The organism is Mesorhizobium sp. P2_E7, assembly GCF_056403855.1.
The window spans coordinates 2319899-2345142 of the sequence record NZ_JBFUER010000001.1; the positions used below are offsets into that span (position 1 = coordinate 2319899).

Annotated in this window: 26 protein-coding genes; 14 read left to right on the plus strand and 12 right to left on the minus strand. The window is 64.1% G+C overall.

The window, feature by feature from the left end:
* The first annotated feature begins 65 nt into the window (after nt 1-65).
* Genes AC1DYC_RS11595 through AC1DYC_RS11605 form a run of 3 tightly spaced genes read left to right on the plus strand, consistent with a single transcriptional unit; the run spans nt 66 to nt 2925 of the window.
* Entirely contained in the window at nt 66-617 is a 552-nt protein-coding gene (locus AC1DYC_RS11595; RefSeq protein ID WP_477406383.1) for a MaoC family dehydratase, read from the plus strand.
* Nucleotides 614-1774: a CaiB/BaiF CoA transferase family protein gene (locus AC1DYC_RS11600; RefSeq protein WP_477406385.1), complete on the plus strand. Its 1161-nt coding sequence runs from the start codon at nt 614-616 to the stop codon at nt 1772-1774. Before AC1DYC_RS11595 ends, AC1DYC_RS11600 begins: the two co-directional genes overlap by 4 nt.
* 5 nt (nt 1775-1779) lie before the next feature.
* A complete protein-coding gene (locus tag AC1DYC_RS11605; protein ID WP_477408263.1) occupies nt 1780-2925 on the plus strand; it encodes an ABC transporter substrate-binding protein in 1146 nt (381 codons plus the stop codon).
* A gap of 55 nt (nt 2926-2980) precedes the next feature.
* Here the strand turns inward: AC1DYC_RS11605 and AC1DYC_RS11610 are convergent, their stop codons facing one another.
* Both AC1DYC_RS11610 and AC1DYC_RS11615 read right to left on the minus strand, forming a co-directional pair.
* Nucleotides 2981-3817, minus strand: a complete 837-nt coding sequence (locus AC1DYC_RS11610) for an amidohydrolase family protein (RefSeq protein WP_477406386.1) — start codon at nt 3815-3817, stop codon at nt 2981-2983.
* A gap of 67 nt (nt 3818-3884) precedes the next feature.
* On the minus strand, nt 3885-4673 hold the full coding sequence (locus AC1DYC_RS11615; protein WP_181055551.1) for an IclR family transcriptional regulator: 789 nt from the start codon (nt 4671-4673) through the stop codon (nt 3885-3887).
* Nucleotides 4674-4836: 163 nt separating this feature from the next.
* Between AC1DYC_RS11615 and AC1DYC_RS11620 the strand changes: the two genes are divergently transcribed.
* The 8 genes from AC1DYC_RS11620 to AC1DYC_RS11655 all read left to right on the plus strand — a co-directional run bounded on the left by AC1DYC_RS11620 (nt 4837) and on the right by AC1DYC_RS11655 (nt 12134).
* The gene (locus AC1DYC_RS11620) at nt 4837-6156 is read left to right on the plus strand and encodes a type 2 periplasmic-binding domain-containing protein (protein ID WP_477406388.1); all 1320 of its coding nucleotides are present in this window, start codon (nt 4837-4839) and stop codon (nt 6154-6156) included.
* Between the two features lie 130 nt (nt 6157-6286).
* Nucleotides 6287-7183, plus strand: coding sequence for a carbohydrate ABC transporter permease (locus AC1DYC_RS11625; RefSeq protein WP_477408265.1), 897 nt, complete (start codon nt 6287-6289; stop codon nt 7181-7183).
* A gap of 2 nt (nt 7184-7185) precedes the next feature.
* Nucleotides 7186-8052, plus strand: a complete 867-nt coding sequence (locus tag AC1DYC_RS11630) for a carbohydrate ABC transporter permease (protein WP_477406390.1) — start codon at nt 7186-7188, stop codon at nt 8050-8052.
* A gap of 1 nt (nt 8053) precedes the next feature.
* Nucleotides 8054-9151 carry an ABC transporter ATP-binding protein gene (locus AC1DYC_RS11635; RefSeq protein ID WP_477406392.1) on the plus strand — a complete coding sequence of 366 codons (1098 nt, stop codon included), beginning with the start codon at nt 8054-8056 and terminating at the stop codon, nt 9149-9151.
* Nucleotides 9152-9156: 5 nt separating this feature from the next.
* Nucleotides 9157-10269, plus strand: a complete 1113-nt coding sequence (locus AC1DYC_RS11640; RefSeq protein WP_477406394.1) for a mandelate racemase/muconate lactonizing enzyme family protein — start codon at nt 9157-9159, stop codon at nt 10267-10269.
* An 11-nt stretch (nt 10270-10280) separates the two neighbouring features.
* Nucleotides 10281-10610, plus strand: a complete 330-nt coding sequence (locus tag AC1DYC_RS11645; RefSeq protein ID WP_477406396.1) for an L-rhamnose mutarotase — start codon at nt 10281-10283, stop codon at nt 10608-10610.
* Complete coding sequence (locus tag AC1DYC_RS11650) at nt 10603-11679, plus strand: Gfo/Idh/MocA family protein (protein ID WP_477408267.1); 1077 nt, start codon at nt 10603-10605, stop codon at nt 11677-11679. Before AC1DYC_RS11645 ends, AC1DYC_RS11650 begins: the two co-directional genes overlap by 8 nt.
* Nucleotides 11676-12134: a MaoC/PaaZ C-terminal domain-containing protein gene (locus tag AC1DYC_RS11655; protein ID WP_477408269.1), complete on the plus strand. Its 459-nt coding sequence runs from the start codon at nt 11676-11678 to the stop codon at nt 12132-12134. The genes AC1DYC_RS11650 and AC1DYC_RS11655 overlap by 4 nt, the downstream gene beginning before the upstream one ends.
* 16 nt (nt 12135-12150) lie before the next feature.
* Here the strand turns inward: AC1DYC_RS11655 and AC1DYC_RS11660 are convergent, their stop codons facing one another.
* Nucleotides 12151-13680, minus strand: a complete 1530-nt coding sequence (locus AC1DYC_RS11660; RefSeq protein WP_477406398.1) for an MDR family MFS transporter — start codon at nt 13678-13680, stop codon at nt 12151-12153.
* Between the two features lie 598 nt (nt 13681-14278).
* On the opposite strand from AC1DYC_RS11660, the gene gspD reads away from it, so the two are divergent.
* Genes gspD through gspG form a run of 3 tightly spaced genes read left to right on the plus strand, consistent with a single transcriptional unit; the run spans nt 14279 to nt 17357 of the window.
* Nucleotides 14279-16408 (plus strand): type II secretion system secretin GspD, encoded by a 2130-nt coding sequence (gene gspD / locus AC1DYC_RS11665; protein ID WP_477406400.1) that lies wholly within the window; start codon nt 14279-14281, stop codon nt 16406-16408.
* A complete protein-coding gene (locus AC1DYC_RS11670; RefSeq protein WP_477406402.1) occupies nt 16405-16905 on the plus strand; it encodes a prepilin peptidase in 501 nt (166 codons plus the stop codon). Before gspD ends, AC1DYC_RS11670 begins: the two co-directional genes overlap by 4 nt.
* Nucleotides 16905-17357, plus strand: coding sequence for a type II secretion system major pseudopilin GspG (gene gspG / locus AC1DYC_RS11675; protein ID WP_477406403.1), 453 nt, complete (start codon nt 16905-16907; stop codon nt 17355-17357). The genes AC1DYC_RS11670 and gspG overlap by 1 nt, the downstream gene beginning before the upstream one ends.
* A 38-nt stretch (nt 17358-17395) precedes the next feature.
* On the opposite strand, the gene AC1DYC_RS11680 is transcribed toward gspG, so the two are convergent.
* The 9 genes from AC1DYC_RS11680 to AC1DYC_RS11720 form a co-directional block, all read right to left on the minus strand.
* Nucleotides 17396-18097 carry a type II secretion system protein GspJ gene (locus AC1DYC_RS11680; protein WP_477406405.1) on the minus strand — a complete coding sequence of 234 codons (702 nt, stop codon included), beginning with the start codon at nt 18095-18097 and terminating at the stop codon, nt 17396-17398.
* Nucleotides 18094-18438, minus strand: a complete 345-nt coding sequence (locus tag AC1DYC_RS11685) for a PulJ/GspJ family protein (protein ID WP_477406407.1) — start codon at nt 18436-18438, stop codon at nt 18094-18096. Before AC1DYC_RS11685 ends, AC1DYC_RS11680 begins: the two co-directional genes overlap by 4 nt.
* Nucleotides 18435-18902, minus strand: a complete 468-nt coding sequence (locus AC1DYC_RS11690) for a GspH/FimT family pseudopilin (RefSeq protein WP_477406409.1) — start codon at nt 18900-18902, stop codon at nt 18435-18437. The genes AC1DYC_RS11685 and AC1DYC_RS11690 overlap by 4 nt, the downstream gene beginning before the upstream one ends.
* Nucleotides 18899-20116, minus strand: coding sequence for a type II secretion system F family protein (locus AC1DYC_RS11695; protein WP_477406411.1), 1218 nt, complete (start codon nt 20114-20116; stop codon nt 18899-18901). The genes AC1DYC_RS11690 and AC1DYC_RS11695 overlap by 4 nt, the downstream gene beginning before the upstream one ends.
* A complete protein-coding gene (locus AC1DYC_RS11700; RefSeq protein WP_477406413.1) occupies nt 20116-21759 on the minus strand; it encodes a GspE/PulE family protein in 1644 nt (547 codons plus the stop codon). The genes AC1DYC_RS11695 and AC1DYC_RS11700 overlap by 1 nt, the downstream gene beginning before the upstream one ends.
* A complete protein-coding gene (locus tag AC1DYC_RS11705; RefSeq protein ID WP_477406415.1) occupies nt 21756-22592 on the minus strand; it encodes a hypothetical protein in 837 nt (278 codons plus the stop codon). The genes AC1DYC_RS11700 and AC1DYC_RS11705 overlap by 4 nt, the downstream gene beginning before the upstream one ends.
* Before the next feature lie 287 nt (nt 22593-22879).
* Nucleotides 22880-23443: a hypothetical protein gene (locus AC1DYC_RS11710; protein ID WP_477406416.1), complete on the minus strand. Its 564-nt coding sequence runs from the start codon at nt 23441-23443 to the stop codon at nt 22880-22882.
* Nucleotides 23440-24033, minus strand: coding sequence for a type II secretion system protein GspM (gene gspM / locus AC1DYC_RS11715; RefSeq protein ID WP_477406418.1), 594 nt, complete (start codon nt 24031-24033; stop codon nt 23440-23442). The genes AC1DYC_RS11710 and gspM overlap by 4 nt, the downstream gene beginning before the upstream one ends.
* Nucleotides 24033-25094, minus strand: a complete 1062-nt coding sequence (locus AC1DYC_RS11720) for a PilN domain-containing protein (RefSeq protein ID WP_477406420.1) — start codon at nt 25092-25094, stop codon at nt 24033-24035. Before AC1DYC_RS11720 ends, gspM begins: the two co-directional genes overlap by 1 nt.
* Nucleotides 25095-25244: the final 150 nt, after the last annotated feature.

The following is a 25244-nucleotide window of genomic DNA, read 5'->3' on the forward strand; positions in this document are numbered from 1 at the left end:
ATCATGCAGTCAGCGGGTCCGCGGCGCGCCCGGACGGATGCTTTGCCCGTTCTGGAGATGTTGCCATGACGGAGTTTGCGCCGACCGTTGGCGTGGCATCGACGCACCCCGCCAACATGCCGAAAGACCATACCGATATCCCGGTCTGGAATGCAGAAAACTGGTTCTATGAGGACTGGCCGGTCGGCCAGAAAATCCGCTCCTTGCGCCGCACAATGGCCGAAGGCGACAGCCATCTGTTCAACACGCTGGTGCTCGACATCCACCCCTATGTGCAGGACCAGATGTTCGCCGAGACGGAAGGCATTTTCGGCAAGCGGCTGATCGCTGGCGCCTTCGTCTTCTCGGCCGGTCTCGGCCTCGTCGCCACCAACTGCATCAACGCCTTTTCCTACGGCTATGACAAGCTGCGCTTCATAAAACCTGTCTTCATTGGTGACACGATCTATTCGATCCGCTCCAACCTCGACAAGAAACCGCGCTACAAGGAGATGGGGCTGATCCGCGCCTCCTACGAAGTGTTCAAGGGCGAAGGCGAGCTTGTTCTCTACTGCGAGCACCTGCAGACGGTGAAGTACCGCAACCCCGCGGACTTCATCGGCAAGACGGAGAAATGACGATGGCAGCCGAATTGCCGCTTGCCGGTCTCACTGTCGTCGACATGAGCCAGTTCCTGTCCGGGCCCTACTGTTCGCTCAGGCTGCTCGATCTCGGCGCCCGCGTCATCAAGATCGAACGTCCGGATGGCGGCGACCTGTCGCGGCGGCTCTATCTCAGCGACACCGAGATCGGCGGCGATTCCACCATCTTCCATGCCATCAACCGGGCGAAGGAAAGTTTTGCTGTCGACCTCAAGAACGAGGCCGACCTGGAGGCGTTGCGCGGGCTTCTGGCCAAGGCAGACGTGCTGATCCAGAATTTTCGCCCCGGCGTCATCGAGCGGCTCGGCTTGGACTACGAATCCGTGCGCAAGATCAATCCGCGGCTCGTCTATGCCTCGATCAGCGGCTATGGCGAGGAAGGTCCCTGGGTCAAACGGCCGGGCCAGGATCTGCTGGCGCAGTCGCGCTCGGGCGTGATGTGGCTGAACGGCAACGAGGACCAGGGACCGGTGCCGTTCGGCCTTGCCATCGGCGACATGCTGGCCGGTGCGGCCTGCGCGCAAGGCATTCTCGCCGCCCTCGTTCGGCGCGGCATTACCGGCCAGGGCAGCCATATCGAAACCAGTCTGCTCGAAGCGCTGGTCGACTTCCAGTTCGAGGTGCTGACCACGCATCTCAACGATGGCCGCCGCTTGCCCAGACGCTCCAGCTTCCGCAGCGCGCATGCCTATCTCTCAGCACCTTACGGCGTCTATCCGGCCAAGGACGGTTACCTTGCCATCGCCATGACGCCGATCCCCAAACTCGCCGATCTCTTGTCGCTCCATGAGCTCGCGCCCTATCGCGACAAACCGGCATCCTGGTTCACTGCACGCGACGATATCAAGGCGATCATCGCGCAGCGCATCGCCACCAAGACCATCGACGAATGGCTCGCCGTCCTCGAGCCAGCCGACATCTGGTGCGCCAAGGTGCTGACCTGGCCCGAGATGCTGGCCAGCGATGGCTTCCAGTCGCTCGACATGCTGCAGACAGTGACGCGCGAGGATGACGTCTCGATCCTCACCACCAGCTCGCCGCTTCGGGTCGACGGCATCAGGGCCAAGGTCGAGCGGGCGGCACCGCGCATCGGCGAGCACAGCGCTGCGATCCGCGCGGAGTTCGGCCTGTGAGCCAGATGACGCTCCGCGGCATGACCTGGAGCCACCCGCGCGGCTACGACCCAATGGTCGCCTGCTCGGCGCTGTGGGAGCAGAAGACCGGCGTCGCCATCGAGTGGGACAAGCGCTCGCTGCAGGATTTCGAATCCTTCCCGGTCGAGGAACTGGCGCGCGCCTATGATCTGATCGTCATCGACCATCCGCATGTCGGCCAGATCACCGCGGAGCGCTGCCTCACGCCGCTCGATATCGCCGGCCGCGAAGCCGAGCGCGCAACGCTTGCCTCGGGCAGCGTCGGCCAATCCTATCCGAGCTACAGCTGGCAGGGACGGCAATGGGCCTTTCCCATCGATGCGGCAACGCAGGTCCAGGCCTGGCGACCCGATGCGCTCGATACGCCGCCGACGCGCTGGAGCGAGGTGCTCGACCTCGCCCGGCAAGGCCGCGTGCTGCTGCCGTTGCGGCCGCCGCATTCCCTGATGACCTTCTACACGCTGGCCGGCAATCTCGGCCACGCTTGCGCCACCGATCCGTCGGGCGATCTCATCGACAGCGAGACCGGCAGCGAAGTCTTCGAGGCAATGCGCGAGATCGCGGCGCTGGTCGATCCCACCTGCTTCGAGATGGATCCGATCGCCGTTTCCGAACGCATGGCTGAGGCCAACTCCCCCATCGTCTGCGCGCCCCTAATCTATGGCTACGTCTCCTATGCACTATCTGGTTTTCGCGCGCACCGCCTGGCCTTTGCCGATATCCCGGTGATCGGCTCCAATGGCCCGGTCGGATCGGCGCTCGGCGGTACAGGTATAGCCGTCTCGGCTTTCTCCAAGGCGAAAGACGCGGCCATCGATTTCGCCTACTGGGTTGCCAGCGGCGATGTTCAGCGCGGTCCCTACGCCGCTGCCGGCGGCCAGCCCGGCCATGCCGCCGCCTGGGAAGACCAGGCGGTCAACGCCGCGACCGGCAAGTTCTACAGCGACACGCGCGCGACGCTGGAAGGCGCATGGGTGCGGCCGCGCCATGACGGCTACATGGCGTTCCAACAGAAAGCATCCGACTGCATCATCGACGGCCTGATTTCAGGGCATCGGCCCGGTCGGGTCGTTGCCGATCTCAATCACCTGTTCCGGAAGAGTAGCCCGGCGCTAGGCGCTGGAGCCTGAACCCAGGAGGTACAGATGCGCTCCTCGCCACTAGGCGAGCGCTGTCCGTCCGCCGCTACAGCTTCCACATCCGCTTGGCATTGCCCGAAAGCAGTTTCGTCCGCTCATCAGCACTGGCGCCGGCGATCAGCGCATGCGTCGCCGCCACCCAGGTCGCAAGGCCGCCGCCGAGCGTGCACACCGGCCAGTCGCTGCCCCAGACGACGCGGTCCCAGCCGAAACTTCCGATCGTGTGTTCGACATAGGGGCGCAGACTTTCGACGGTCCACGAGCCGGCATCGGCATAGGCGACCACGCCGGAGATTTTGCCGATGACATTGGGCCGCCGCGCAATCTCGGCCATGTGTTCGCGCCATGGGTGCTCCGCATTGCCCTTGATATCGGGCACGCCGCAATGGTCGAGCACGAACTGCACATCGGGCGCGAGATCCACGAGCGCAATCGCGCGCGGAATCTGATGCGGCAGCACCACGAGGTCGAAGGTCAGGCCGGTGCCGGCAAGTCGTTTGATGTTCTCGCGAAACAGCGCGCTTTCCGAAAGCTCGTCGGGCATGACGTGCAGCACGCGGCGAAACCCCTTGACGAAAGGATCGGCCTGCTGGCGCTCGAGATAGGCGGCAAAGCCGGCCTCCTCCGGACGGCATGAAGCGATCGCGCCGCGCAGCAGACTGCCCTTCTGCAGCGACTGCGCCTTGACATGGTTGGTCTCCGCCTGGATGTCGGCCTGGTCGACATCGACCTCCATGTGCAAGGCCGCCTCGATGCCGGCGCGGCGGGCCTGCGTCGCATATTCCTGATGCGAAAAATCGCGATTGAGCGCCGGCACGCCGCCGAGCCAGGGATAGCGCAACGCCGACAGATCGATCAGGTGCAGATGGGTGTCGATGATCATGGTGGCGCTGTCCTCCTCGTCTATTTCAGATCATCTCACGGAGAAATCGTTCATTCAAATAAGAATTTCACTTCGATGGCTTGAAGGTTGACCCCGCCAGCTGCGACAGCTTTTCTGCCGCCGCCTGCAACAGCGCGATGGTCTTGGTGATGTCGGGCGCCTGGGGCGAATTGACCAGCGTGATGTAGGGCACCGAAAGGGCTGCGATCGCCTTGCCGTCCGATCCCAGCACCGGTGCCGACAGGTTGAACACGCCGGCGGTCTGCAGCGACGCCATCATTTCGTAGCCGCGCTCGCGGATCTGGTCGAGGCGGGCAAAGAATTCCGGCGACTGCGCCGGCTTGTCGGTGCTGCGGATATGCTCCGAAATCATCATCTGTCGCTCCTCGTCCGAGCGGAAGGCCAGCAGCACATGGCCCGAACCGGTGTCGAACAGGCTGATATGCGAACCGACGCGGATCGAGATGCCCCAATAGTCCGGTGCCTCCTGCTGCGCGATCACCACGGCCGAACCGCGGTCAAAGACCACCAATTGGTTGGCCTGCTGCGAGGTTTCGGCCAGCTCGCGCATCAGCGGCGTGGCAAAGGAGCCGAGCCTGCGCACCGGCGCATGCAACTGCGCCAGGCCGAACAGTTTCAGCGTCAGCGAGTAGCGATCGCCGTCGGGGCGCGTGACATAGCCGCGCCGCACCAGGCGGTCGAGCATGCGGTAGAATTCGTTCGGGCTGCGGTCGAGTTTTTTGGCGATTTCCGCCTGCGTCAGGCCGCCATCGACGCCGGCCAGCAGCTCGAGAATGTCTAGCCCCTTGTCCAGCGCGGGGGCGCGATAGCGGTCGTCGTCATCGTCCTCGGCCATGCTCACTCTCCAGTGAATTTCAAACTTCATATACGCATACCGATCGTCATCTGAAAGCACTTTCCGGCTTGACGCTACCATAAATGTTTTGTTTGTATATGAATGAAGACTGTCAATCGAATCCCACAACGGGTTCGACGCAGGCTCTTTGGGAGGAAACCAAATGAACAGACTGTTTTCCGGCCTGTCGGCCGGCGTGACATTGCTTGCTCTGTCTGCCAGCGTCGTCTTTGCCGGCGACCTGCCGGGCAAATTCGAGGGCGTCACCATCGACGCCAAGCTGATCGGCGGCCAGCAATATGAAGGCCTCTACGCGCGCATCGGCGAATGGGAAAAACTGACCGGCGCCAAGGTCAACGTCATCTCGAAGAAGAACCACTTCGAGCTCGACAAGGAAATCAAATCGGACATCGCCTCGGGCAGCATCAACTGGTGCGTCGGCTCCAACCACACCTCGTTCGCGCCGCAATATCCCGGGATTTACACCGATCTTGCCAAGCTGTTGCCGAAGGAGGAGATCGATGCCTTCGTTCCGGCCAACATCGCCGCCGGCACGCTTGACGGCAAGCTGGTGATGCTGCCGCGTGCCCAGTTCGACGTCTCCGCGCTCTATTACCAGAAGAGCCTCTATCAGGACGAAGCCAAGAAGAAGGCCTACAAGGACAAATACGGCGAGGAACTCGTGCCGCCGGATACGTTCGACGAGATGGCGCAGCAGGCCGAATTCTTCGCCAGCCCGCCGGATTTTTACGGCACCCAGTTTGCCGGCAAGGAAGAGGCGATCAACGGCCGCTTCTACGAGATGGTCATCGCCGATGGCGGCGAATATCTCGACAAGGACGGCAAGCCAGCCTTCAACTCGGAAGCCGGCGTGCATGCGCTCGACTGGTTCGTCAATCTCTACAAGGCCAAGGCCGTGCCGGCCGGCACCACCAACTATCTCTGGGACGATCTCGGCCAGGGCTTCGCCTCGGGCACCGTCGCCATCAACCTGGATTGGCCGGGTTGGGCGGGCTTCTTCAACGACCCGAAATCGTCCAAGGTCGCCGGCAACGTCGGCGTCAAGGTCCAGCCCAAGGGCTCGTCCGGCAAGCGCTCCGGCTGGTCCGGCGCGCATGGCTTCTCGGTGACCGAGAACTGCGCCAACAAGGAAGCCGCGGCTTCTCTGGTCTGGTGGCTGACCAATGAGGACAGCCAGAAGCTGGAGGCAGCCGCCGGCCCCCTGCCCACCCGCACCAAAGTGTGGGAATGGGACATCGAGCAGGCGAAGTCCGATCCTTACAAGACCGAAGTGCTGCAGGCCTTCCAGGAAGCCGCCAAGAACGCCTTCCCGGTGCCGCAGACGCCGGAGTGGATCGAGATTTCCAACGCCGTCTATCCTGAGCTGCAGGCCGCCATCCTCGGCGACAAGACCTCCAAGCAGGCCCTGGACGATGCGGCTGCCAAGGCCACCCAGATCCTCGAGGACGCCGGCAAGCTTTGATTTTTCCCTCGGGGGCGCGGCATCTCCAAAGGAGCGGCGCCCCCGAATTGTTTCCAACAGCAAGATGCTCTCTGATGTCCCCTCGCCTGGTGGCTTGCGGCATCACGGCGCCAACCAGAACCGGATCGACATGAAAGGCTGGAAATCCTCGCCACCCTTCCTGCTTCTGCTGCCGGCCGTCATCGTGCTGGCGGCAGTGGTGGTGGTGCCGTTGCTGTTGTCGCTCTATTCCAGTTTCACGCCGTTCCGGCTGACGCGGCCGGAGACCTTCTGGGTCTTAATCGGCGCCCGCAACTACATCAACATTTTCACCAGCCGCGATTTCTGGGTCGCCTTCGCCCGCACCGTGGTGCTGCTCACGGTAGCGCTCAATCTGGAAATGCTGATCGGCCTCGGACTGGCGCTGCTGGTCGAGAAGGCATCGCGCGGACAGCGCCTGCTGCGCACCATCATGATGTTCCCGATGATGTTCTCGCCGATCCTCGTCGGCTTCCAGTTCAAGTTCATGTTCAACGACAATATCGGTCTGGTGAACAACGCGCTGCAGGCGCTTGGCCTGACCGACCGCGCCATCCCCTGGCTGATCGACGGCAACCTCGCCTTCATCGCCATCCTGACCGCCGAGATCTGGTCGTCGACCTCGGTATTCGCCATCCTGATCCTGGCCGGCCTGCTCGCCATGCCGCGCGAACCGGTCGAGGCGGCGCGCGTCGACGGCTGCACGCCGTGGCAGACATTCCGCTATGTCACCTGGCCGTTCATCATGCCGTTTGCCTTCATCGCCATGACCATCCGCTCGCTCGACGTGGCCCGCGCCTATGACATCGTCAAGATCATGACCGATGGCGGCCCGGCCGGCCGCACCGAGCTGGTCTGGACGCTGGTTGCCCGCACCGCCTACAGCGACGCCAAGATGGGGCTGGCCAACGCCATGGCCTACTTCTCGATCCTGCTGTCGATCGGCTTCACCGTCTATTTCTACCGCAAGCTCGCCGCGGCGCGCACCCAGATCGCGGCGGAGTGGTGACGATGGATCAGAACAGCATCCATCGCGTCCGCCGCCAGGCGCTCGGCATCGCCCACGGCGTCGGCCTGTTCCTGGCCATGCTGGTCATCTGCCTGCCCGGCATCTGGATCGTGCTGTCGTCGCTCAGGCCAACCGTCGAGATCATGGCCAAGCCGCCGGTCTGGATCCCGCAGGAGCTGTCGCTCGACGCCTACATCGCCATGTTCAGCGGCGTCGGCAAGGGCGGCATTCCGGTGCTCGACTATTTCCGCAATTCGCTGATCATCTCGGTGACCTCGACGGTGATCGCCATCGTCATCGGCATGGCCGGCGGCTATGCCTTCGCCCGCTATCGCTTTCGTGCCAAGTCGGCGATGTTTCTCGGCCTGATGCTGACCCGCACCGTGCCCGGCATTGCACTGTCACTGCCACTGTTCTTCGTCTATGCGCGGCTCGGCATCATCGACACCCATTTCGGCTTGATCCTGGTCTATGTCGCGCTCAACGTGCCGTTCACTGTCTGGCTCATCGACGGCTTCTTCCGCCAGGTGCCGAAGGACCTTGCCGAGGCCGCGCAGATCGACGGCTGCACGCGCTGGCAGGCGTTCTGGCAGGTCGAATTTCCGCTGGCCGGGCCTGGCATTGCCTCCGCCGGCATCTTCGCGTTTCTGACCTCGTGGAACGAGTTCGCGCTGGCCTCGCAGCTGACGCGCTCGATCAACTCCAAGACGTTGCCGGTCGGCCTGCTCGACTACACCTCAGAATTCACCATCGACTGGCGTGGTATGTGCGCGCTGGCCGTGGTCATGATCATACCGGCGCTCACGCTTACCTTCATCGTCCAGAAACACCTCGTCGGCGGCCTCACCTCCGGCGCGGTGAAAGGCTGACATGGCAACCGTATCCCTGAAAAACCTTAGCAAGAATTATGGCCCGGTCGCGGTCGTGCACGGCATCGACCTCGAGGTCGCCGACCGCGAATTCATCGCGCTCGTCGGCCCGTCCGGCTGCGGCAAGTCGACGACGCTGCGCATGATCGCCGGCCTCGAGGACATCAGCGGTGGCGTGATCGAAATCGGCGGCCGCAAGGTCAACGATTCGCCGCCGCGCTCGCGCAACATCTCGATGGTGTTCCAGTCCTACGCGCTCTATCCGCACATGACGGTGCGCGAGAACCTTGGCTTCTCGCTAAAGATCGCGGGCGCGGCCAAAGAGGAAATGGACCGCCGCGTCGCCGAGGCTTCCGGCATCCTCGGCCTCGATGCGCTGCTGGAGCGACGGCCGTCGCAGCTGTCGGGCGGCCAGCGCCAGCGCGTCGCCATGGGCCGCGCCATCGTGCGTGACCCTGATGTCTTCCTGTTCGACGAGCCGCTCAGCAATCTCGACGCCAAGCTGCGCACGCAGATGCGCACCGAGATCAAGAAGCTGCACGCCAAGGTGCAGTCGACGGTGATCTACGTCACCCACGACCAGGTCGAGGCGATGACGCTGGCCGACCGCATCGTCATCATGCGCGACGGCTTCATCGAGCAGGTCGGTACGCCAGACGAAGTGTTTCGCCGGCCGGCGACACGCTTTGTCGCCGGCTTCATCGGCTCGCCGCCGATGAATTTGCACGAAGCGACGGTCGACAACGGCGAGCTGCTGTTTGCCAGCGGCGAGCGCTTGCCCTTGCCCGGCCAGTTCAAGGCAAACACCACCGCCGGTGACAAGGTCGTTTTCGGGCTGCGGCCGGACGACATCTACCCGACCGGCCATGGCCTCAACTCCGGTGCCGATACCGATGTCCATCAGGTCGAGCTGCCCGTCACGGTCACCGAACCGCTCGGCAACGAGACGCTGGTGTTCGCCGAATTCAACGGCACAGACTGGGTGTCGCGCATGCTCAACCCGAAGCCGCTCAAGGCCGGCGACAGGGTGAAGATGAGCCTCGATTTGTCGCAGGCGCATCTGTTTTCCGCCGCAACCGGCAAGACATTGCGGAGCTGACCGACATGGCGAAAATCGAAAAAGTCGAGCTGCGCATCGTCGACCTCGTGCCCAAGGTCAAACGCACCGACGCCATCCAGAGTTTCGTCAGCCAGGAAACACCGATCGTCACCATCACCGATGCCGACGGCACGGTCGGCACCGGCTACAGCTACACGATCGGCACCGGCGGCTCCTCGGTGATGCGGCTGCTGTCCGACCATCTGGCGCCGCGCCTGATCGGCCGCGACGCCGACCAGATCGAAGCGATCTGGCACGAGCTCGAATTCGCCACCCACGCCACCACCATCGGCGCCATTACCGCAATCGCGATTGCCGCCATCGATACGGCCCTATGGGACCTGCGCGCGAAGAAACAGAACCTGCCATTGTGGAAGCTCGCCGGCGGCGCCAAGGACCGCCGCCCGCTCTACACCACCGAAGGCGGCTGGCTGCACATCGAGACACAGGCACTGGTCGACGATGCGCTCGCCGCCAAGGCGAAAGGCTTTCGCGGCTCGAAGGTCAAGATCGGCAAGCCGCATGGTTCTGAAGATCTCGCTCGCCTCTCGGCGGTGCGCAAGGCGGTCGGTGACGGCTACGAAATCATGACTGATTGCAACCAGGGTTTTTCCGTCGACGAAGCGATCCGCCGTGCGGAACGCCTGCGCGACCTCGACCTCGCCTGGATCGAGGAACCGCTGCCGGCCGACGACATCGACGGCCATGTGCGACTGTCCAATGCGACGTCGACGCCGATCGCCATCGGCGAGTCGCTCTACTCGATCCGGCATTTTCGCGAATACATGCAAAAGGGCGGCTGCTCGATCGTGCAGGTCGATGTCGGCCGCATCGGCGGCATCACCCCCTGGCTGAAAGTGGCGCATGCCGCCGAGGCCTTCGACATTCCAGTCTGCCCGCACTTCCTGATGGAACTGCATGTCAGCCTCGCCTGCGCTGTTCAGAACGGACGATATGTCGAGTATATTCCGCAGCTGGACGATTTGACCGGCAAGAAGATGCGCATCGAGAATGGTGAGGCGCTGGCGCCTGACGAGCCCGGCATCGGTATCGACTGGGACTGGGACGCGGTCAAGGCAAAGAGCATCGCCGAATTCACCACGACGATTGCCAAATAGGGAGCCGGCACATGCAGCGGATGGGAATGGTGCTCGGCCTCAAGCCGGAAAAGGTCGAGGAATATGTCCGTCTGCACGCTGCCGTGTGGCCCGACGTGCTGACCATGATTTCGGCCTGTAACATCAAGAATTATTCCATCTACCTGAAGCGGCCGGAGAACCTGCTGTTTTCCTATTTCGAATATCACGGCACCGACTACGCCGCCGACATGGCGAAGATGGCTGCCGATCCGAGGACGCAGGAGTGGTGGGCCGTCTGCATGCCGTGTCAGGAGCCACTGGCGACGCGCAAGGACGGTGAGTGGTGGGCGTCGATGGATGAAGTCTTCCATCATGACTAACGGCGGTTTTGACCCGGCCTCGCTCGTTCAGTCCTGGCCAAGGCCATCAAAGCCCCGGCCGATTGTGACTTTCGGCGCGGGTTCGATTGTCGGCGACGCGCATTTCCCGGCCTATCACAAGGCCGGCTTTCCGATCGCCGGCCTCTACGATCCGGACCAGGCCAAGGCGCAGGCCCTGGCCGAAAGATGGGGCCTAGGGGCATTCAGCACAGTGGAAGAAGCGGCAGCGGTCAAGGACGCGATCTTCGACCTTGCGACGCCGCCGGCACGGCACGCCGAAATTCTGAAAGCCCTGCCTGACGGCGCGGTCGCGCTGATCCAGAAGCCGATGGGAAACTATCTCGGCGAAGCCACCGAAATCCTCGAAATCTGCCGTACGAAAAATCTAAAGGCAGCGGTCAATTTCCAGCTACGCTTCGCACCGATGATGCTGGCGCTGAAAGACGCCATCGCCAGGGGCTGGTTGGGCGACATCGTCGACTTCGACGCCTGGCTGGCGCTGGCGACGCCGTGGCAACTGTGGGAGTTCCTGCTCAAGGCGCCGCGCGTCGAGATCGCCATGCATTCGATCCACTATCTCGACCTGATCCGGCAGTTGCTCGGCGACCCGCACGGCGTGCACGCCAAGACGCTCGGCCATCCCAACCATAAGGTGGCGCAGACCCGCACCAGCGCCATCCTCGACTATGGCGACACCGTGCGCTGCGCGCTGTCGATCAATCACGATCACAAATTCGGCCGCCGGCATCAGGTCTGCGAATTCCGCATCTGCGGCACCGAGGGCGCGGCCTATCTCAAGCTCGGCTTGAACCTGGACTATCCCACCGGAGAGCCGGACATTCTGGAGATCTATCCGAAGGGCGGAACGGACTGGGTTGCGGTGCCGCTGGCCGGCGAATGGTTTCCGGATGCCTTTGTAGGCCGCATGGCCAATGTCCAGCGTTTTGCCGCCGGCGAGGACAACGAGTTGATAAGCTCCGTCGAGGACGCCTGGAACACCATGGCGCTAGTCGAGGCGGCCTATAAATCGAGCGCGGCGCCGGCGACGCCGATCGCGGAAAGACCCTGATGGAACAGATCCAGTATTTCGAGGACTATCAAATCGGCTCGTCGCGCCTGACCAGCGGCCGCACCATCACCGAGACCGACTTCATCGTCCATGCCGGCCACACCGGCGATTTCTTCCCGCATCACATGGACGCCGAGTTCATGAAGACGACGCCGTTTGGCCAGCGCATCGCGCATGGCACGCTGGTCTTCTCGGTCGGCGTCGGGTTGACGGCAAGCGTCGTCAATCCTGTCGCCTTCTCCTACGGCTACGACCGGCTGCGCTTCATCAAGCCGGTGTTCATCGGCGACACGATCAAGACCCGCACGACGATCACCGCCAGGGAAGATGATCCGAAGCGGCCGGGCTCAGGACGGATCATCGAGCGCTGCGAAGTGATCAACCAGCATGGCGAAGTCGTGCTGGCCGCCGACCACATCTACATCGTAGAGCGTCGACCGGTGCCCAACGCATAACAGGTCGTCTGCCCGCTCAACCCCGCTTCGGGATCTCTTTGTCCTCGAGCAGCAATGTCAGCCCCATGGCGACGAAGTAGAGTGCCGCCACCCAGATGAACATCACGTTGAACCCACTGGAGTAATGGTCGAGCACCACTTCACGGATCGCGTCCGGCAGGCTCGACGCGAGGTGCGGGGTCAACCCGTTCAGGCCCTGCGGCAAAAGGGCCGCAGCATCGGCGGGGAGCTCTGATGTCTGCCGGTTCAGCGCCCAGATCATCACCGCGCCGTTCAGCGCCAGTCCAAGCGATGCTCCGAGCGTCCGCGCCTGCGTGATCAGCGAGGTCACCGCGCCGATGTCCTGCAGGGGTGCTGCCGCCTGGATCGCCACGATCAGCACCTGGAACTGCAGACCCATGCTGATCCCGAACACAGCCATCATCGTCGCCAGCACCCAGATCGGCGTGTGCTGGTTGGTGATGACGAAGCCCAGCATCAGGAACCCGCCAATGGCCATCGCCACCACCGGCATCCATTTGTAGCGTCCGGTTGCGGCAATCACCCGCCCGGCCACGATCGAGATGACCATCGACGTCAGCGACGCCGGCAGGAACAGGAAGCCGACTTCGGCCGGGCTCAGCCCCGTCAGCGTCTGCATGTAGAGCGCGAAATAGAAGAACATGCCCAGCGTCACCGTTCCGGCGACCAGCGACACGCCCGAAACGATGCTGACCGTCGAATTGCCGAACAGCCGCAACGGCACGATCGGCTCTTCCGCCCGGCGCTCGACCATGATGAACAGGGTGATTGCGACCAGTGCGAGAAGCGGCAGCGCGAAGGTGAAGAGGTCCGGCCCGGTAGGGTCGAGCACGTGATAGCCCCAATAGACGATTGATGTCGTGCCGATGGCGAGCAGCGCACCGCCTAGATAGTCGATGCGGTGCCGCTTCTCGTTAAACCGGCTGCCCATGGCGAACGCCAGCACCGCCATCACGGCGATGCCGATCGGCAGGTTGACCAGGAACACCCAGCGCCAGCCGAACAGGCTGGTGATGTAACCGCCGGCCAGCGGGCCGAGCACCGACGACAGCGCGAACACCGCCGAACTGTAGCCCTGGTATTTCGCGCGGTCGCGCGGTCCGAACAATTCGCCGATCATGGCAAAGGCCGACACCATCAGGCCGCCTCCGCCGATGCCCTGCAGCACGCGCGCGGCGATCAGACTTTCCATCGACCACGCCATGCCGCAGACCAGCGAACCCACGAGAAACAGGCCGATTGCCGTCAGCACCACATTCTTGCGGCCATACATATCGCCGAGCTTGCCGTAGAAGGGCGAGACCGCGGCCGTCGAGAGCAGATAGGCAGCACCCACCCAGCCGAACAAATGCAGATTACCCAGTTCGCCGGCAATGGTGGGCAAGGCCGTGACGACGATCTGCATGTCGATCGTGGCCATGAACATGGCGATCAACGCACCGAAATAGACGACCAGTGTCGTCAGATCAGGCCTGGCTTCGGCCTCAACCGGCGCCGCATTCGGCAGCGTCTGCTCGACAGTCATTGAGGTCTCCGTAACTTGGGGCGCGATTTATGTGCCCACGGCCGAGAGGTGTCAAATAGGCGATAACGCTATGCCTGGACGCAGTCCGTCCGGTTTAACAGGAAGTGCCCCAGCGCACCGTGCAGTCGTGGATGATCGTCGTCGCGACCTGGTCCGCCGGGTCGCGTGCGATCAGGTCGACGATGCTGTCGGACCCGGAGGTGGTACAAACGGCGGGGCCTTCGTTGATATCGCCGCGACAAATGGGCGCCTCCACGATCCGGATTCAAACGAGTGACAACTTTGACCGATGGTACTACCCCATCCCTGCTGAGACTGCCGCGACGGCGAGGAAGCAAGCGAGATTCCCGAACGACCAAATCATACTTGTACTTAAGCGGTAACTCATATGAAGCAGATACACTTCTTCGCACGGCGCCTTGCCGGCTTCATCCCCGCCAGAGAAAGACCGGGCATTTCTTGCCGCCCTATTTCAGCGTCGTGAGTTGAATGCAGCAATCGCCACCACCAACCCTGTGGATAGACTCCAAATCCCCCCATCAATTCAAGCGCTCAACCTCAGGACGTCCTAGACTAAAGCCCTTGGGGAATCGGGCGTATGGCAATCGGGTCAAGCAATCGCGTAATCTTGTGCCTGATGATGCTTGCTGTTGCCGGTTGTACGTCCGCGCCGGGCAAGGATTTTTTCACCGAGACCATCGACAGCCTGCACGCCAAGAACTCACCCTTGCGGGCAGGATACACCGGACCGTCCACCGTCACCTCGGCCGCAGCCGCCGGGCAGCGCTTCAACGGCGCGCAGTATCAGGGGTCCGGCCAGTTCGTCTCGTCCAGCGCCCCGGTCACAAGGGTGACGACAGACGGCTCGGGCCAGTTCGAGCTCAATTTGGTCAACGCGCCTATCGCCGACGCGGCCAAGGCGGTGCTGGGCGACGCGCTGCACCTTAACTACATCGTCGACCCGCGCGTGCAAGGCACGGTGACGCTGCAGACCTCGCAGCCGGTGTCGAAGGACGCGCTGGTCGATATACTGGAATCGGCGCTTGCCGTGAACGCCGCGGGCATCACCAAGCGCGCCGGCACCTACCAGATCGTGCCGCTGTCCGAGATCATGTCCAACACACCGCCGGTCAGCGTGCCTTCGGTGTCGCCGTCGGGTCCGGGCGTCAAGGTGCAGGTGCTGCAGCTGCAATACATCGCCGCCGACGAGATGAAGACCATTCTCGAGCCGATCACCCGCCAGGGCTCGGTGCTCAGGGTCGATGCCACCCGCAACCTGATCACCGTCGCCGGCAATGACAGCGACCTCAATGCCATCCGCGAGGCGGTGTCGGTGTTCGACGTCGACTGGATGCGCGGCATGTCGGTCGCGCTGCATCCGCTAAAGACCTCCAAGCCGGAAGCCGTCGCCGCAGAGCTCGATTCCATCTTCGGCACCAAGGACGGGCCGGGCGCCAAGCTCATCCAGTTCATTCCCAACGACCGGCTGAATTCGGTGCTGGTGATCACCTCGCGTCCGGCCTATCTCACGCGGGCCGCAAGCTGGATCAACAAGCTCGACAGGCTGGCCGAGTCCAACGAGGACCAGCTTTTCGTCTACCAGATTCAGAACCGCCCGGCCAAGGAACTGGCCGCTGTGCTGAGTTCGGTTCTCGGAACCTCGGTCAAGACCGAAGGCGATTCCGGCGGCTCGAACGTCTCGCCCGACCAGACACCGATCGCCATGCAGTCGGATGGCGTCACCCCGGTGCCATTGACCGGACCGTCGCCTTCGCTGCCTCAGCAGGACGGACAGCCGCCCGCCCACGCCACCGTCGTCGCCGACATCGAAAACAACGCGCTGCTGATCCAGACCACGGCACGCGACTACGAACGTATCGAGCAGATCCTGGCCAAGGTCGACGTGCTGCCGACACAGGTCATGCTGGAAGCCGTCATCGCCGAAGTCACCCTCAACGACGATCTGAAATACGGCCTGCGCTGGTTCTTCGAAAATGGCGGCACGAAGATATCGGTGACCGACGTGGCCAAGGGGGCTGCGGCCGCCACTCTGCCGGGTTTCAACTGGAGCTATGCCACCGACAACATCCAGGTGACGCTGAACGCGCTTTCCAAGGTCACCGACGTCAACGTTATTTCGGCGCCGACCATCATGGCGCTGAACAACCAGAAGGCGATATTGCAGGTCGGCGACCAGGTGCCAATCTTGACCCAGCAATCGCAAGACACCGGGAATGGCTCTGCGCCGATCATCAACTCGGTCCAGATGAAGGATACCGGCGTGATCCTGACAGTGACGCCGCGCATCAACAATGCCGGCCGGGTCATGCTCGACATCCAGCAGGAGGTCTCCAACGTCACCAAGACGGAGAGCTCCGATATTGATTCACCAACCATCCAGCAGCGCAAGATCCAGACCCGCGTGCTGGTCAATGACGGCGAAAGCCTGGCGCTGGGCGGTCTCATCCAGCAGAACAACAGCGTCGGCCGCACGCAGGTGCCGATCCTCGGCGACATCCCGATACTCGGCAATGTGTTCAAGCAGAAGGAAGACGGCATCAAGCGCACCGAGCTGATCATCTTCATCCGGCCGCATGTCGTGCGCGACATCAACGAGGCGCGCGAGGTGACCGACGAATTCCGCGGCAAGATCAGCCTGCAGACGCCGATCCAGAAGCGCCGCGGCGGCACCAAGCTGCAGCAGGATTTGAAGAGGCTTGCCTATTGATCACGCCCGCGCACCCATCGCTCCTGCTGGCCGCCACGATCGCCCTGGTGGCAATTCTCGCCGCGATTTCGATCGCCGATTTCCGCCGCCAGATCATCCCGGACGGCTTGAACCTTGCACTGGCTGCCATCGGCCTTGGTTATCAAGGAGCCGCCGGAGCGGACGGCCTGCCGCTGCATCTCCTCTTCGCCGCAGTAACGTTCGCCGCTGCCTGGTTGTTGCGGCGCGGCCACTTCCTGATGACCGGTCGGATCGGGCTCGGCCTCGGCGACGTCAAGATGCTGGCCGCCGCCGCATGCTGGATCGACCCGCTGCTGTTGCCGGTGCTGCTGTTCACCGCCAGCGCCACCGCGCTGCTTTTCGTCGGTGGGCATGTGGTTGCGACTGGACCGGCAGCCGCACGGGCCCGCATCGCCTTCGGTCCGTTTATCGCCATCGGCCTCGGCTCCAGCTGGGTGCTGGAACAATATGCCGGTTTGAACATGGGACTGCTCTGATGATCACGCTGCGCTTTAACCAAGCTTCCGATAAATCCGCCCGCAACCGCGACACCAGCGAAAGCGGCTTCACGCTGGTCGAGCTTCTGGTGGTGCTCGCCATCATCGCCTTGATCGCGACGCTCGCCGCCCCTCAGGTGCTGCGCTATCTCGGCTCGGCCAGGACCAACGCCGCCAAGGCGCAGATCCGCAACATCGAAAGCGCGCTCGAACTCTACTATGTCGACAACGCCAAATACCCAACCGATGAAGAGGGCCTCGCCGCGCTGGTCACACAACCCGCCGGCGAAGCACGCTGGAACGGGCCCTATCTCAAGGGCGGTCTCAAGGATCCCTGGGGCAAGCCCTATTCCTATGAGGTGAAGGCCGATGCGAGTGGCGTGGTCATCCGCACACTTGGCAAGGACGGCAAGCCGGACGGCACCGGCGAGGACCAGGACATCACCAACTGATCCCGTGATTGACCCCGGCTGAACCAAGGCCGGGTGGATCATGCCCCTCCCTTCGCCGGCGGCGGTTGGACAGCCGCCAGGTCGAGGCGGGCAAAGCCTGCCGACGAATAGGTCGCGCCGTCCCTCACCACCGAGATGGTGAAGCGCACGGCGGCGGGCAGACGCCGCGGCTCGGCCCAGCTCGCGGACCATGACGGGACTTTGGCCGACCCGTCGAGATACTCGAACCTGACCGCGCTGACGCCGGCGATCAGCCGCACCGGTTCGCCCTCGGTCGCTTTGGCGGCATCGCTGCCGCGTCGGATCTTCTGGACGATGGTCAGGTCTCTGCCGAGCGAAACGGCGATCTCACGCAGTGCGGAGGATTTGAAGCCGATGGCCTGAACGGCGTTGAACTCGATGCGTGCGCTTGTCCCACTGAGATAAACCACCTGGTCTGGCGTCGATTGCGACAGCGGCAGCGGCTCGGCGCTGCCGATCGCTGTCTCGAGAAACCGCGCCGCGGCATCGACCTCCATCTGCATCTCGGTCGTCTTCTGGATGCGCATCATCGTGCGTGCCTGTCCGAGAAAGACGATCATCAGCGCGGAGATCACTCCGATCATCGCCAACCCGACCAGCACGTCGATGAGCGCGAACCCGTCGATGGATGCCGATGATTTGGGCCGGCCGGTGCGGAAGAGAATACGCCACCCAGATGGCGGACGATGCTCTTGAGCCCGGATCAGCCGCAGGATCATTGCGGGCCCTTCACCGGCACGAAGGTCAGGAATGGCTGGCCGGCGCCGTTGGTTCTGGCAATGACGACGGCGGCCATCCTTGCCTTCGACACCACGATCGGGCGCGCCTGCAACCGCCAGCCGGATTGCACCCGCTCGCCTGAACCGTTTGTCCCGGCCTCGTAGTTCGCCAGCATGATGCGCGCTGCCCTCGCCGCTTCGATCTGCGCCTTGGCGGTGGCGATGCTGCGGCTGGCGAGCACGATCGACTGGCTGGCAATGCCCAGAACCAGCGCCAGGATCGTCATGGCGACGATCATTTCCAGGATCGAAAATCCGTCTTCGGGAGAAGGCTCGGTCATGGCAGCGCCCGCCATGTTGGCAGCCCGGTCAGCCAGTTGACCGCAATGCGCGCGGTCCGCCCTTTTTGCTGCAGCGAGATGTCCATGCCGGACGCGCTGCCGTCAGGCAGGAAAGTCAGCACCGTCTGGCGGTCGGCGACGACCGTCTCTTGACCGGTGACCACAGTCAGTTTGACATCGTCCGGCAAGGCGAAAACATCGCGCTCGCCAAAGCGGATGGTGCGGGCGCCGAGGTCGACGAGGACCTGCTTCGGCCGCGCGGTGGCGATTGCCGAGGTGCGCGACAGGCGCAGCCGCATGGTGATCTCGCCGGCCATCGCCTCCAGGGATTTGCTGCGATAGTGGCTGACCAGCCCCGGTGCGGCAATAGTCGCGACCAGCGCCATGATCGCCAGCACCACCAGCATTTCGACCAGGGTGAACCCGGCCTCCGTCTGCTGGTTGGCTTCCGGGGCGACGGTCATTGCAGCGCCAGATCGTTGATCGAGAGGATCGTGGTCATCACCGAGATGACCAGGCTGCCGACGAGGAAGCCGAGCGAAATCGTCAGCGCCGGCGTCAGCAGTTTCAGCACCGTGTCGATCCGCCGTGTCAGCGTCAGCTGCAGCATTTTGGCGGCGCGGTCCAGCACCACCGGCAACGCGTTCGCCTCCTCGCCGAGCGAGACCAGCGACATGGTCGCATGATCGAAAATCCCCGCCTTGACAACAGCGCCATGCAGGCGCGCGCCATTGGCGACATTGTCTTCGATCGAGGCAAAGCTTGCCGCCAGCGAGCTTTGCTTCGACACATTGGCGGCAAGCCCAAGCGCCTCGGTCATCGCCACGCCATTGCCGAGCAGCAGGGCCAGAGTTTCAAGGTAGCGCGCAATGACGGCATCCCGGACCAGCGCACCGATCAGCGGGATCTTCAACACCGCGTGCGAGACCTGTCTTCTGGCGCCTGCCGAGCGGGATATCAGGAGATAGGACAAGAGGCTGAGCACTGCAGCCAGCGGGAAGACGAAGGGATAGTCACGAAACACCGTGCCGAACACAGACAGCATTTTCATGGTGAACGGCTTGGGGGCGGACGATCCTTCGAAGATCGGCTCCAGCGCCGGCACCAGCACCGTCGCCAAAATGACCAGCGCCCCACTCATCACCAAAAGCAGAAAGGCGGGGTAGGCCAGCGCCTCGCCGATTGCCGCGCGGCGCTTGGCGGTGGCCTCGAATGTGTCCGCCAGGCGCTGGCAGATATAGGCCATCTTGCCGCTGCGCTCGCCGCTGGCGAGAAGCGCAGCGACATCGGAGGTGATGCCTGGCAGGGCGGCAAAGGCCTCGGCGATCGGCCGCCCGCCGGTCGTTAGATCGAGCACCGATTGCAGCTGCTGGCGGCGCTGGCCATTGGCTTCGCCCGCGATGACCGCGCCGAGCGCACGGTCGACGGTGAAGCCGGCATTGAGCAGCACCGAAAGTTCGGAAAACAGCCGGCTGAGATCGACCTTCCTGGTAAAGGTCAGCACGCTGCGCCCCGGCAGACGCAGCTTCGTCTTGTCGCTGCTCACCGGCGCGAGGTGATAGGAACGGCGGCCCTGCTGTGCCAGCTTGCGCGCCGCTTCCTGCTTGGTCGAGGCATCGAGAACACCGGTCTCGGTGCTGCCGTCGACGAGATAGGCGCGATAGGCAAAGGCCGGCATCAGCCACCTCCGGCGAGATCGATGACGCGCCGGACCTCGTCCATCGTGGTAACCTCGGCGCGGGCAAGTGCAGTGGCATGGACCGACATCGGCACGAGGTCGTCCTCCGCCGCTATGCGGCCGATCTCCATTTCGCCGGCGCCCTGGTCGATCAGCTCGGCAATGCGCGGCGACACTTGCAGCATTTCATAGGTCACCGTGCGCCCGCTATAGCCGGAGCCGTTGCAGGTGCGGCAGGGCGAGCCGGCCTGCTCGACGCCATGGCAGGCCGGGCAGACACGGCGCAACAGCCGCTGCGCGATGACGCCGCGGATCGTCGCGCCCAGGAGATAGCCGTCTATGCCCATGTCGCGTAGCCGCGTCAGCGCGCCGGCCGCACTGTTGGTGTGCAGCGTCGAGAACACCAGATGGCCGGTGAGCGCCGCCTGCACCGCGACCTGCGCCGTCTCGCGGTCGCGGATCTCGCCGAGCAGGATGATGTCCGGGTCCTGGCGCAGGATCGAACGGAGTGCTGCGGCAAAGTCGAGGTCGATCGCCGGATTGACCTGCAGCTGGGTGATCCCGGCCATGCGGTATTCCACCGGATCCTCGACGGTGAAGATCTTGACGTCCGGCCGCGACCGCTCGGCGAGGATCGAATAGAGCGTCGTCGTCTTGCCGCTGCCGGTCGGCCCGGTGATCAGCACGATGCCATTGGCGGCTTGCGACATGGAGCGGATCTTGGCCTGCGCGGCAGCGTCGAAGCCGAGCTTCTCCAGCTTCAGCTCGACGCCGGCGCGGTCGAGAATGCGCAGCACGATGGCCTCGCCGTGAATGGACGGAATGACCGAGACGCGCAAATCGACATCCCGACCGCGCACGGCAATGCGCATGCGCCCGTCCTGCGGCAGACGGCGTTCGGCGATGTTCAGCCGCGATAGGATTTTTATGCGCGTGGAGATGCCCGACAGCATCGCAATCGAGGCAGTGTCGACGGTGGACAGCATGCCGTCATGCCGGAAGCGGATGCGGACGTGATCCTCGAGCGGCTCGATGTGGATATCTGTGGCTCTGGCATCCACCGCCTTGTGGATGGTCTCGGCGACGAAGCGTACGATCGGCGCCTCGCGGGCGAAATCCTTTAGCCGTTCGAGATCGTCAGGACCAAAATCCATGATCTCGCCGGTAGCACCGCCATTGGAGACGGCCGCCAGCGCCGATTGCTCGATACGGTCGATGCATTCGGCAATCACGCGCCTCGGCAAGATGCGCAGCGAAAGCGTCCGCTCATAGTGGAAAGCGAGCGCATCGATGGTGGCCGACGCGAACGGATCGGCGACGGCGACGACCAGCCGCTCGGCATCCATCTGCAAAGGCAGGATGGCGTTTTCCCGGAGATAGGCGAGCGGCACGCCGGCCAGCATTTCGGCGCTGACCTGCTCCGGGATTTCCACCGGCATTGGCGCTTCGAGATAACGGCTGAGGCTGTTGGCAAGCTCCTGCTCGCCGATCAGCCCGAGTTCGGTCATCACCGTGTCGAAGGGATGCCCGGATGTCCGCGACGCTCCCAAGGCGCGCTGCGCGGCGTGCGCAGTCAGCACCTTCTCACCCTCGAGAAAAGCGAGAAACGCCTCGATCCCCTTGGTCTGGGCGGACGCGTTCATACGCTCCACCTCGCCAGCAATTGCGCGGCCTCAGTACCGAACAGCGCCTCGCAGCCGGCGGTGACCACGGCTGCCGACAGCGCTGTGGCATCGCCGGCCGGGCTGCGTGAGACGCGCGAGAACGGCGACGGGCCCGCCTGCGATTTCTCGATAATGAAGCCGGCCTCGCCTGTGATGCCGGAGCCGTCCCGCCTGACAACGACGTCAACCGTGTAGGCCGATGTGTCGGTCGCGCCCACAACGACCGAAGCGTTGGGGCCGCCGGTGAGAACAGCGCGAAGCCGGCGCGGCGCCCGGTCGGCGCTGATCGTGCCGCGCTTGGAGTTGACGGTGAAAATCCCCTGCAGGCTGCGCAGCGGGATTTGCGCAAGCGCGGAAAACTCCTGCAACTCAGATACGGATTCGAACGGCGCCTCTTTATCCTCAGGCGGGCCGACCGGGCTTCTGGCCTGGGGCAGGCCGGCGAACAGTTTGGCGCTGTCGCGAAACCGGATCGCGGCCTTGGCCAGTTCGTCCGACATCTGCTGCTCGAAGCCAAGCGCGGCAAAGCCCAGCCCCAGCAGGCGGTCGTCGGCGGCATTGAGATCGATCAGTCCGCCATGATCCTGGACGCGCAGGATAAAGCTGTATTTTCCCGACCGGCAAGCGGCCGGCGTGGAATCCAGCGGCAGCTTTTCCGTGGCCTGCTCCGCGGTCAGTTCGCTCGCAACCACATTGCTCAGCCCCTCGGCAAGCAGCGACAGGCGCTCCTGCTCCAGCTCGTTGTTGGCGATCATCAGCCGCGTCCTGGCGGTGACGGCGAAGGGCACGACGATGGCCGAGACAATCAGCATGAACACCAGCACCGCGACCAGCGAAAAGCCGGCGCTTGCGCTATCAGCATCTGCGTCGTCGAGCCAATCGCATATGGAGCTCCCCCTCTCCGTCTCGGCTTCGCCGAGCCACCTCTCCCCCATTTCATGGGGGCGAGGAAACGCTGACCTCCGAGGGCGCGACCTCGAAAAGCGTGGGTTCCTCGCCCCCACGAAGTGGGGGAGAGGTGGCCGCGCAGCGGACGGAGAGGGGGCGGCGCTGCCGTATGTGATTGTCCTGCCTGCACTCCCGGGAGCTGCGCGCCCGCTCATAGCTGCGGCTCAGCCGGTGGAGGCGGCGGCGGCGGGGCTGGCGGCGGGTTCGTCCATGGCGGATTCAGCAGGATGCGCGCCACCTTGCCGTCCCTCTCCAGCACGGCCTGATCCCTGTCGATCGCCGAGACTGTCCAGCCATCGACGGTCTCGCCACTGGCATACCAGACCGCTTCGTCTTTGCCGGCGACGCGCAGCAGCGCTTTTCCCGCTCCGCCCTGAATGCTGATGCCCAGCAGCGATGGCGCAGCCGCCGGCGCGACGTCGACCGGCGCCGGCGCCTGTTCGACAGGCGCCACGGCAACCTCAACCGCCGGCGGCGTTGGCGGCGGCACGATCTTCCGCCGCGTCGGCGTGAACAGCGGCCGCTGGAACGTCTCGCTGAAATCGCCGGCCTCGGGAAATTGCAGCGCTCCCGTCGCCGATGCCGGGCCGCCATCATGCCCCTTGCCGGAAGCGATCGGCGTGATGTCGATCGGTGTGTTGTAGAGCGCGACATTGACGAGGGAGAGAACCGCGATACCTCCAGCAATCGCCAGGGCCGCGAACCTGCCGCTCATGGCTTGGCCCCGCCAGGTGCGGCTTGCGTTTGCAGCGGGCCGTAAAACAGGATCTCGGCAGACAGCTCGGGGTCGCCGGTGCGCCCGGCGGCGGGGCTGACATCGGTGGTGCGCAGCGTCGCCTCGCGGATGAACAGCACCGGCAGCGAGGTCTCCAAGGCGAGCACTGCGTTGTGGATGCCTTCCAGCGGCCCCGACAGATTGACCCGCAGCCCGATGAAATCGACGCCGCCTTCGCTCAGCACCGGGGCATTGCCCGCCGACAGCACGCTGACGCCATTGGCGGCGGCGATGGCGTTGAGCCGCGTCTGCAGCCCACCGCGAATGATCGCTTCGCTCTCGCCGGTGAGGAATTCGGGCGTGGCCGCCGCCACCGGGCTGGCGTCGCTGTCGAGGCGCTTGGCCAGGGCCGCCACGTTTTGCAGCTGGCCGAGCAGCGCGCGCTTCTCCTCGATCCCGGCGCGCGCCGAGGCGACACTGTCGAATGCCGCGAACACCAGCCAGGCGCACAGACACGCCGCCACCGCCGCCAGCGCCAGTGCGATCAGGCGGCGCAGCGGCGGGCTGGTGTTGAGGATGGCGGAGAGCATCAGAGCGCTCCGATCTTGGCCGAGATGGTGAAATGTTCGCCGTCCTGTCCGGGTACCTTGACCACGGGTGCGGCAAATTCAGGCGCCGAAAACAGCGGCGAGGCATCGATCGGCTGGATCAGTTCGGCTGCCGACGTGGAAAAGCCGGTGATGGTCAGGTCGTCGCCCTTGGCGGAGAGATCGGTCAGCCAGGCCGTGTCAGGCAGCAGATGCGTGAGTTCGGCCCAGACCCGCACCAGCGACGCCGTGGTCTTCTTCTCCTGGCGGATTTTCTCGACCCGCTCGATGCCGGCCTGGCGCTTCTGCAGCGACGCGCGTGCCGTCTTGGCCAGCACCTGCGCATCAGCAATCTGCGTGTCGAGTTCGCCATCGGCCTGCCATGTCAGCCAATGCGCGTGGACGAAGGTGATAAGCAGCGCCGCGGCCAGCGCCGAACAGGCGGCGATCCAGGCGCGGCGCCTGCGCCGGTCGCGCGCCGTCGGCGGCCAGATGGCGGCTAGGCTGAGCGGATCGGCGCGCAACGTCGTGTCGTCCGGCTGCGACAGCGACAGGCTGCGCACCGAACCGCCGGCCCGGCGCACCGCATCCAGCACCGCGGCAAGAGTCTTGCCCTTGACGACATGGTAGGAACTGTCCTGCCCGGCAGGCCTGGCCCCGGCATCCCTGGCAAACACGATATGCACCTGCGCCGGATCGAGCGGCGTCGCGGCCAGAAGGTCCAGCTCGGCCATGTCGCGCGCCTGCCGCGCCGGCAGCCGTCGCGGCGCCAACTGCCGGGTCAGGAACAGCCCGGGCTGGATGACAATATCGAAGCGCGGCCGCCGGACACGGCGCCCGCCCTGCAGCAGCGCCAGGATCTCGTCGGAAGAGGCGGAGAGCGCCAGCGGGATCGACTGAAACTCCGGCGCACCCGCCTCGCGCACGCGAATGCCGTCATCGGCCAGGCTGACAATCCAGTCGCCGGTAGGAGCCTGCTTCTGCTTCGGCGAAAGCCGCACCCCTCGCAGCTCCTCGAGCCACCAGTCCCGGAAATCCAGACATTGCGCGCCAAGTCCCGCCACGACCTACCCCACCCCGGCTGATTCTTGGCCAGAGCCTTTCAGGTCGAGATTACAGGGGCTGGTGTGACGGGGATATCAGCGAAGGCGCGGGGAGCGGATTAGCCACAGCTTTGTTGGTTGGTTAGAGTTCAGACCGATCGAAGTCAGCGC

Excerpts from the sequence above, each read along its gene's own strand:
- AC1DYC_RS11705 (WP_477406415.1), bottom strand. The coding sequence starts at position 22,592 with ATGCTGATTGTCTCGGCCATCGTCGTGCCCTTCGCCGTCACCGCCAGG.
- AC1DYC_RS11700 (WP_477406413.1), bottom strand. The coding sequence starts at position 21,759 with ATGAACGCGTCCGCCCAGACCAAGGGGATCGAGGCGTTTCTCGCTTTT.
- AC1DYC_RS11600 (WP_477406385.1), top strand. The coding sequence starts at position 614 with ATGACGATGGCAGCCGAATTGCCGCTTGCCGGTCTCACTGTCGTCGAC.
- AC1DYC_RS11640 (WP_477406394.1), top strand. The coding sequence starts at position 9,157 with ATGGCGAAAATCGAAAAAGTCGAGCTGCGCATCGTCGACCTCGTGCCC.
- AC1DYC_RS11685 (WP_477406407.1), bottom strand. The coding sequence starts at position 18,438 with ATGACCGAGCCTTCTCCCGAAGACGGATTTTCGATCCTGGAAATGATC.
- AC1DYC_RS11660 (WP_477406398.1), bottom strand. The coding sequence starts at position 13,680 with ATGACTGTCGAGCAGACGCTGCCGAATGCGGCGCCGGTTGAGGCCGAA.
- AC1DYC_RS11595 (WP_477406383.1), top strand. The coding sequence starts at position 66 with ATGACGGAGTTTGCGCCGACCGTTGGCGTGGCATCGACGCACCCCGCC.
- AC1DYC_RS11630 (WP_477406390.1), top strand. The coding sequence starts at position 7,186 with ATGGATCAGAACAGCATCCATCGCGTCCGCCGCCAGGCGCTCGGCATC.
- AC1DYC_RS11680 (WP_477406405.1), bottom strand. The coding sequence starts at position 18,097 with ATGATCCTGCGGCTGATCCGGGCTCAAGAGCATCGTCCGCCATCTGGG.
- AC1DYC_RS11625 (WP_477408265.1), top strand. The coding sequence starts at position 6,287 with ATGAAAGGCTGGAAATCCTCGCCACCCTTCCTGCTTCTGCTGCCGGCC.
- AC1DYC_RS11710 (WP_477406416.1), bottom strand. The coding sequence starts at position 23,443 with ATGAGCGGCAGGTTCGCGGCCCTGGCGATTGCTGGAGGTATCGCGGTT.
- gspG (WP_477406403.1), top strand. The coding sequence starts at position 16,905 with ATGATCACGCTGCGCTTTAACCAAGCTTCCGATAAATCCGCCCGCAAC.
- AC1DYC_RS11620 (WP_477406388.1), top strand. The coding sequence starts at position 4,837 with ATGAACAGACTGTTTTCCGGCCTGTCGGCCGGCGTGACATTGCTTGCT.
- AC1DYC_RS11610 (WP_477406386.1), bottom strand. The coding sequence starts at position 3,817 with ATGATCATCGACACCCATCTGCACCTGATCGATCTGTCGGCGTTGCGC.
- AC1DYC_RS11650 (WP_477408267.1), top strand. The coding sequence starts at position 10,603 with ATGACTAACGGCGGTTTTGACCCGGCCTCGCTCGTTCAGTCCTGGCCA.
- AC1DYC_RS11615 (WP_181055551.1), bottom strand. The coding sequence starts at position 4,673 with ATGGCCGAGGACGATGACGACGACCGCTATCGCGCCCCCGCGCTGGAC.
- AC1DYC_RS11645 (WP_477406396.1), top strand. The coding sequence starts at position 10,281 with ATGCAGCGGATGGGAATGGTGCTCGGCCTCAAGCCGGAAAAGGTCGAG.
- AC1DYC_RS11690 (WP_477406409.1), bottom strand. The coding sequence starts at position 18,902 with ATGACCGTCGCCCCGGAAGCCAACCAGCAGACGGAGGCCGGGTTCACC.
- gspM (WP_477406418.1), bottom strand. The coding sequence starts at position 24,033 with ATGCTCTCCGCCATCCTCAACACCAGCCCGCCGCTGCGCCGCCTGATC.
- AC1DYC_RS11635 (WP_477406392.1), top strand. The coding sequence starts at position 8,054 with ATGGCAACCGTATCCCTGAAAAACCTTAGCAAGAATTATGGCCCGGTC.
- AC1DYC_RS11695 (WP_477406411.1), bottom strand. The coding sequence starts at position 20,116 with ATGCCGGCCTTTGCCTATCGCGCCTATCTCGTCGACGGCAGCACCGAG.
- gspD (WP_477406400.1), top strand. The coding sequence starts at position 14,279 with ATGGCAATCGGGTCAAGCAATCGCGTAATCTTGTGCCTGATGATGCTT.
- AC1DYC_RS11605 (WP_477408263.1), top strand. The coding sequence starts at position 1,780 with ATGACGCTCCGCGGCATGACCTGGAGCCACCCGCGCGGCTACGACCCA.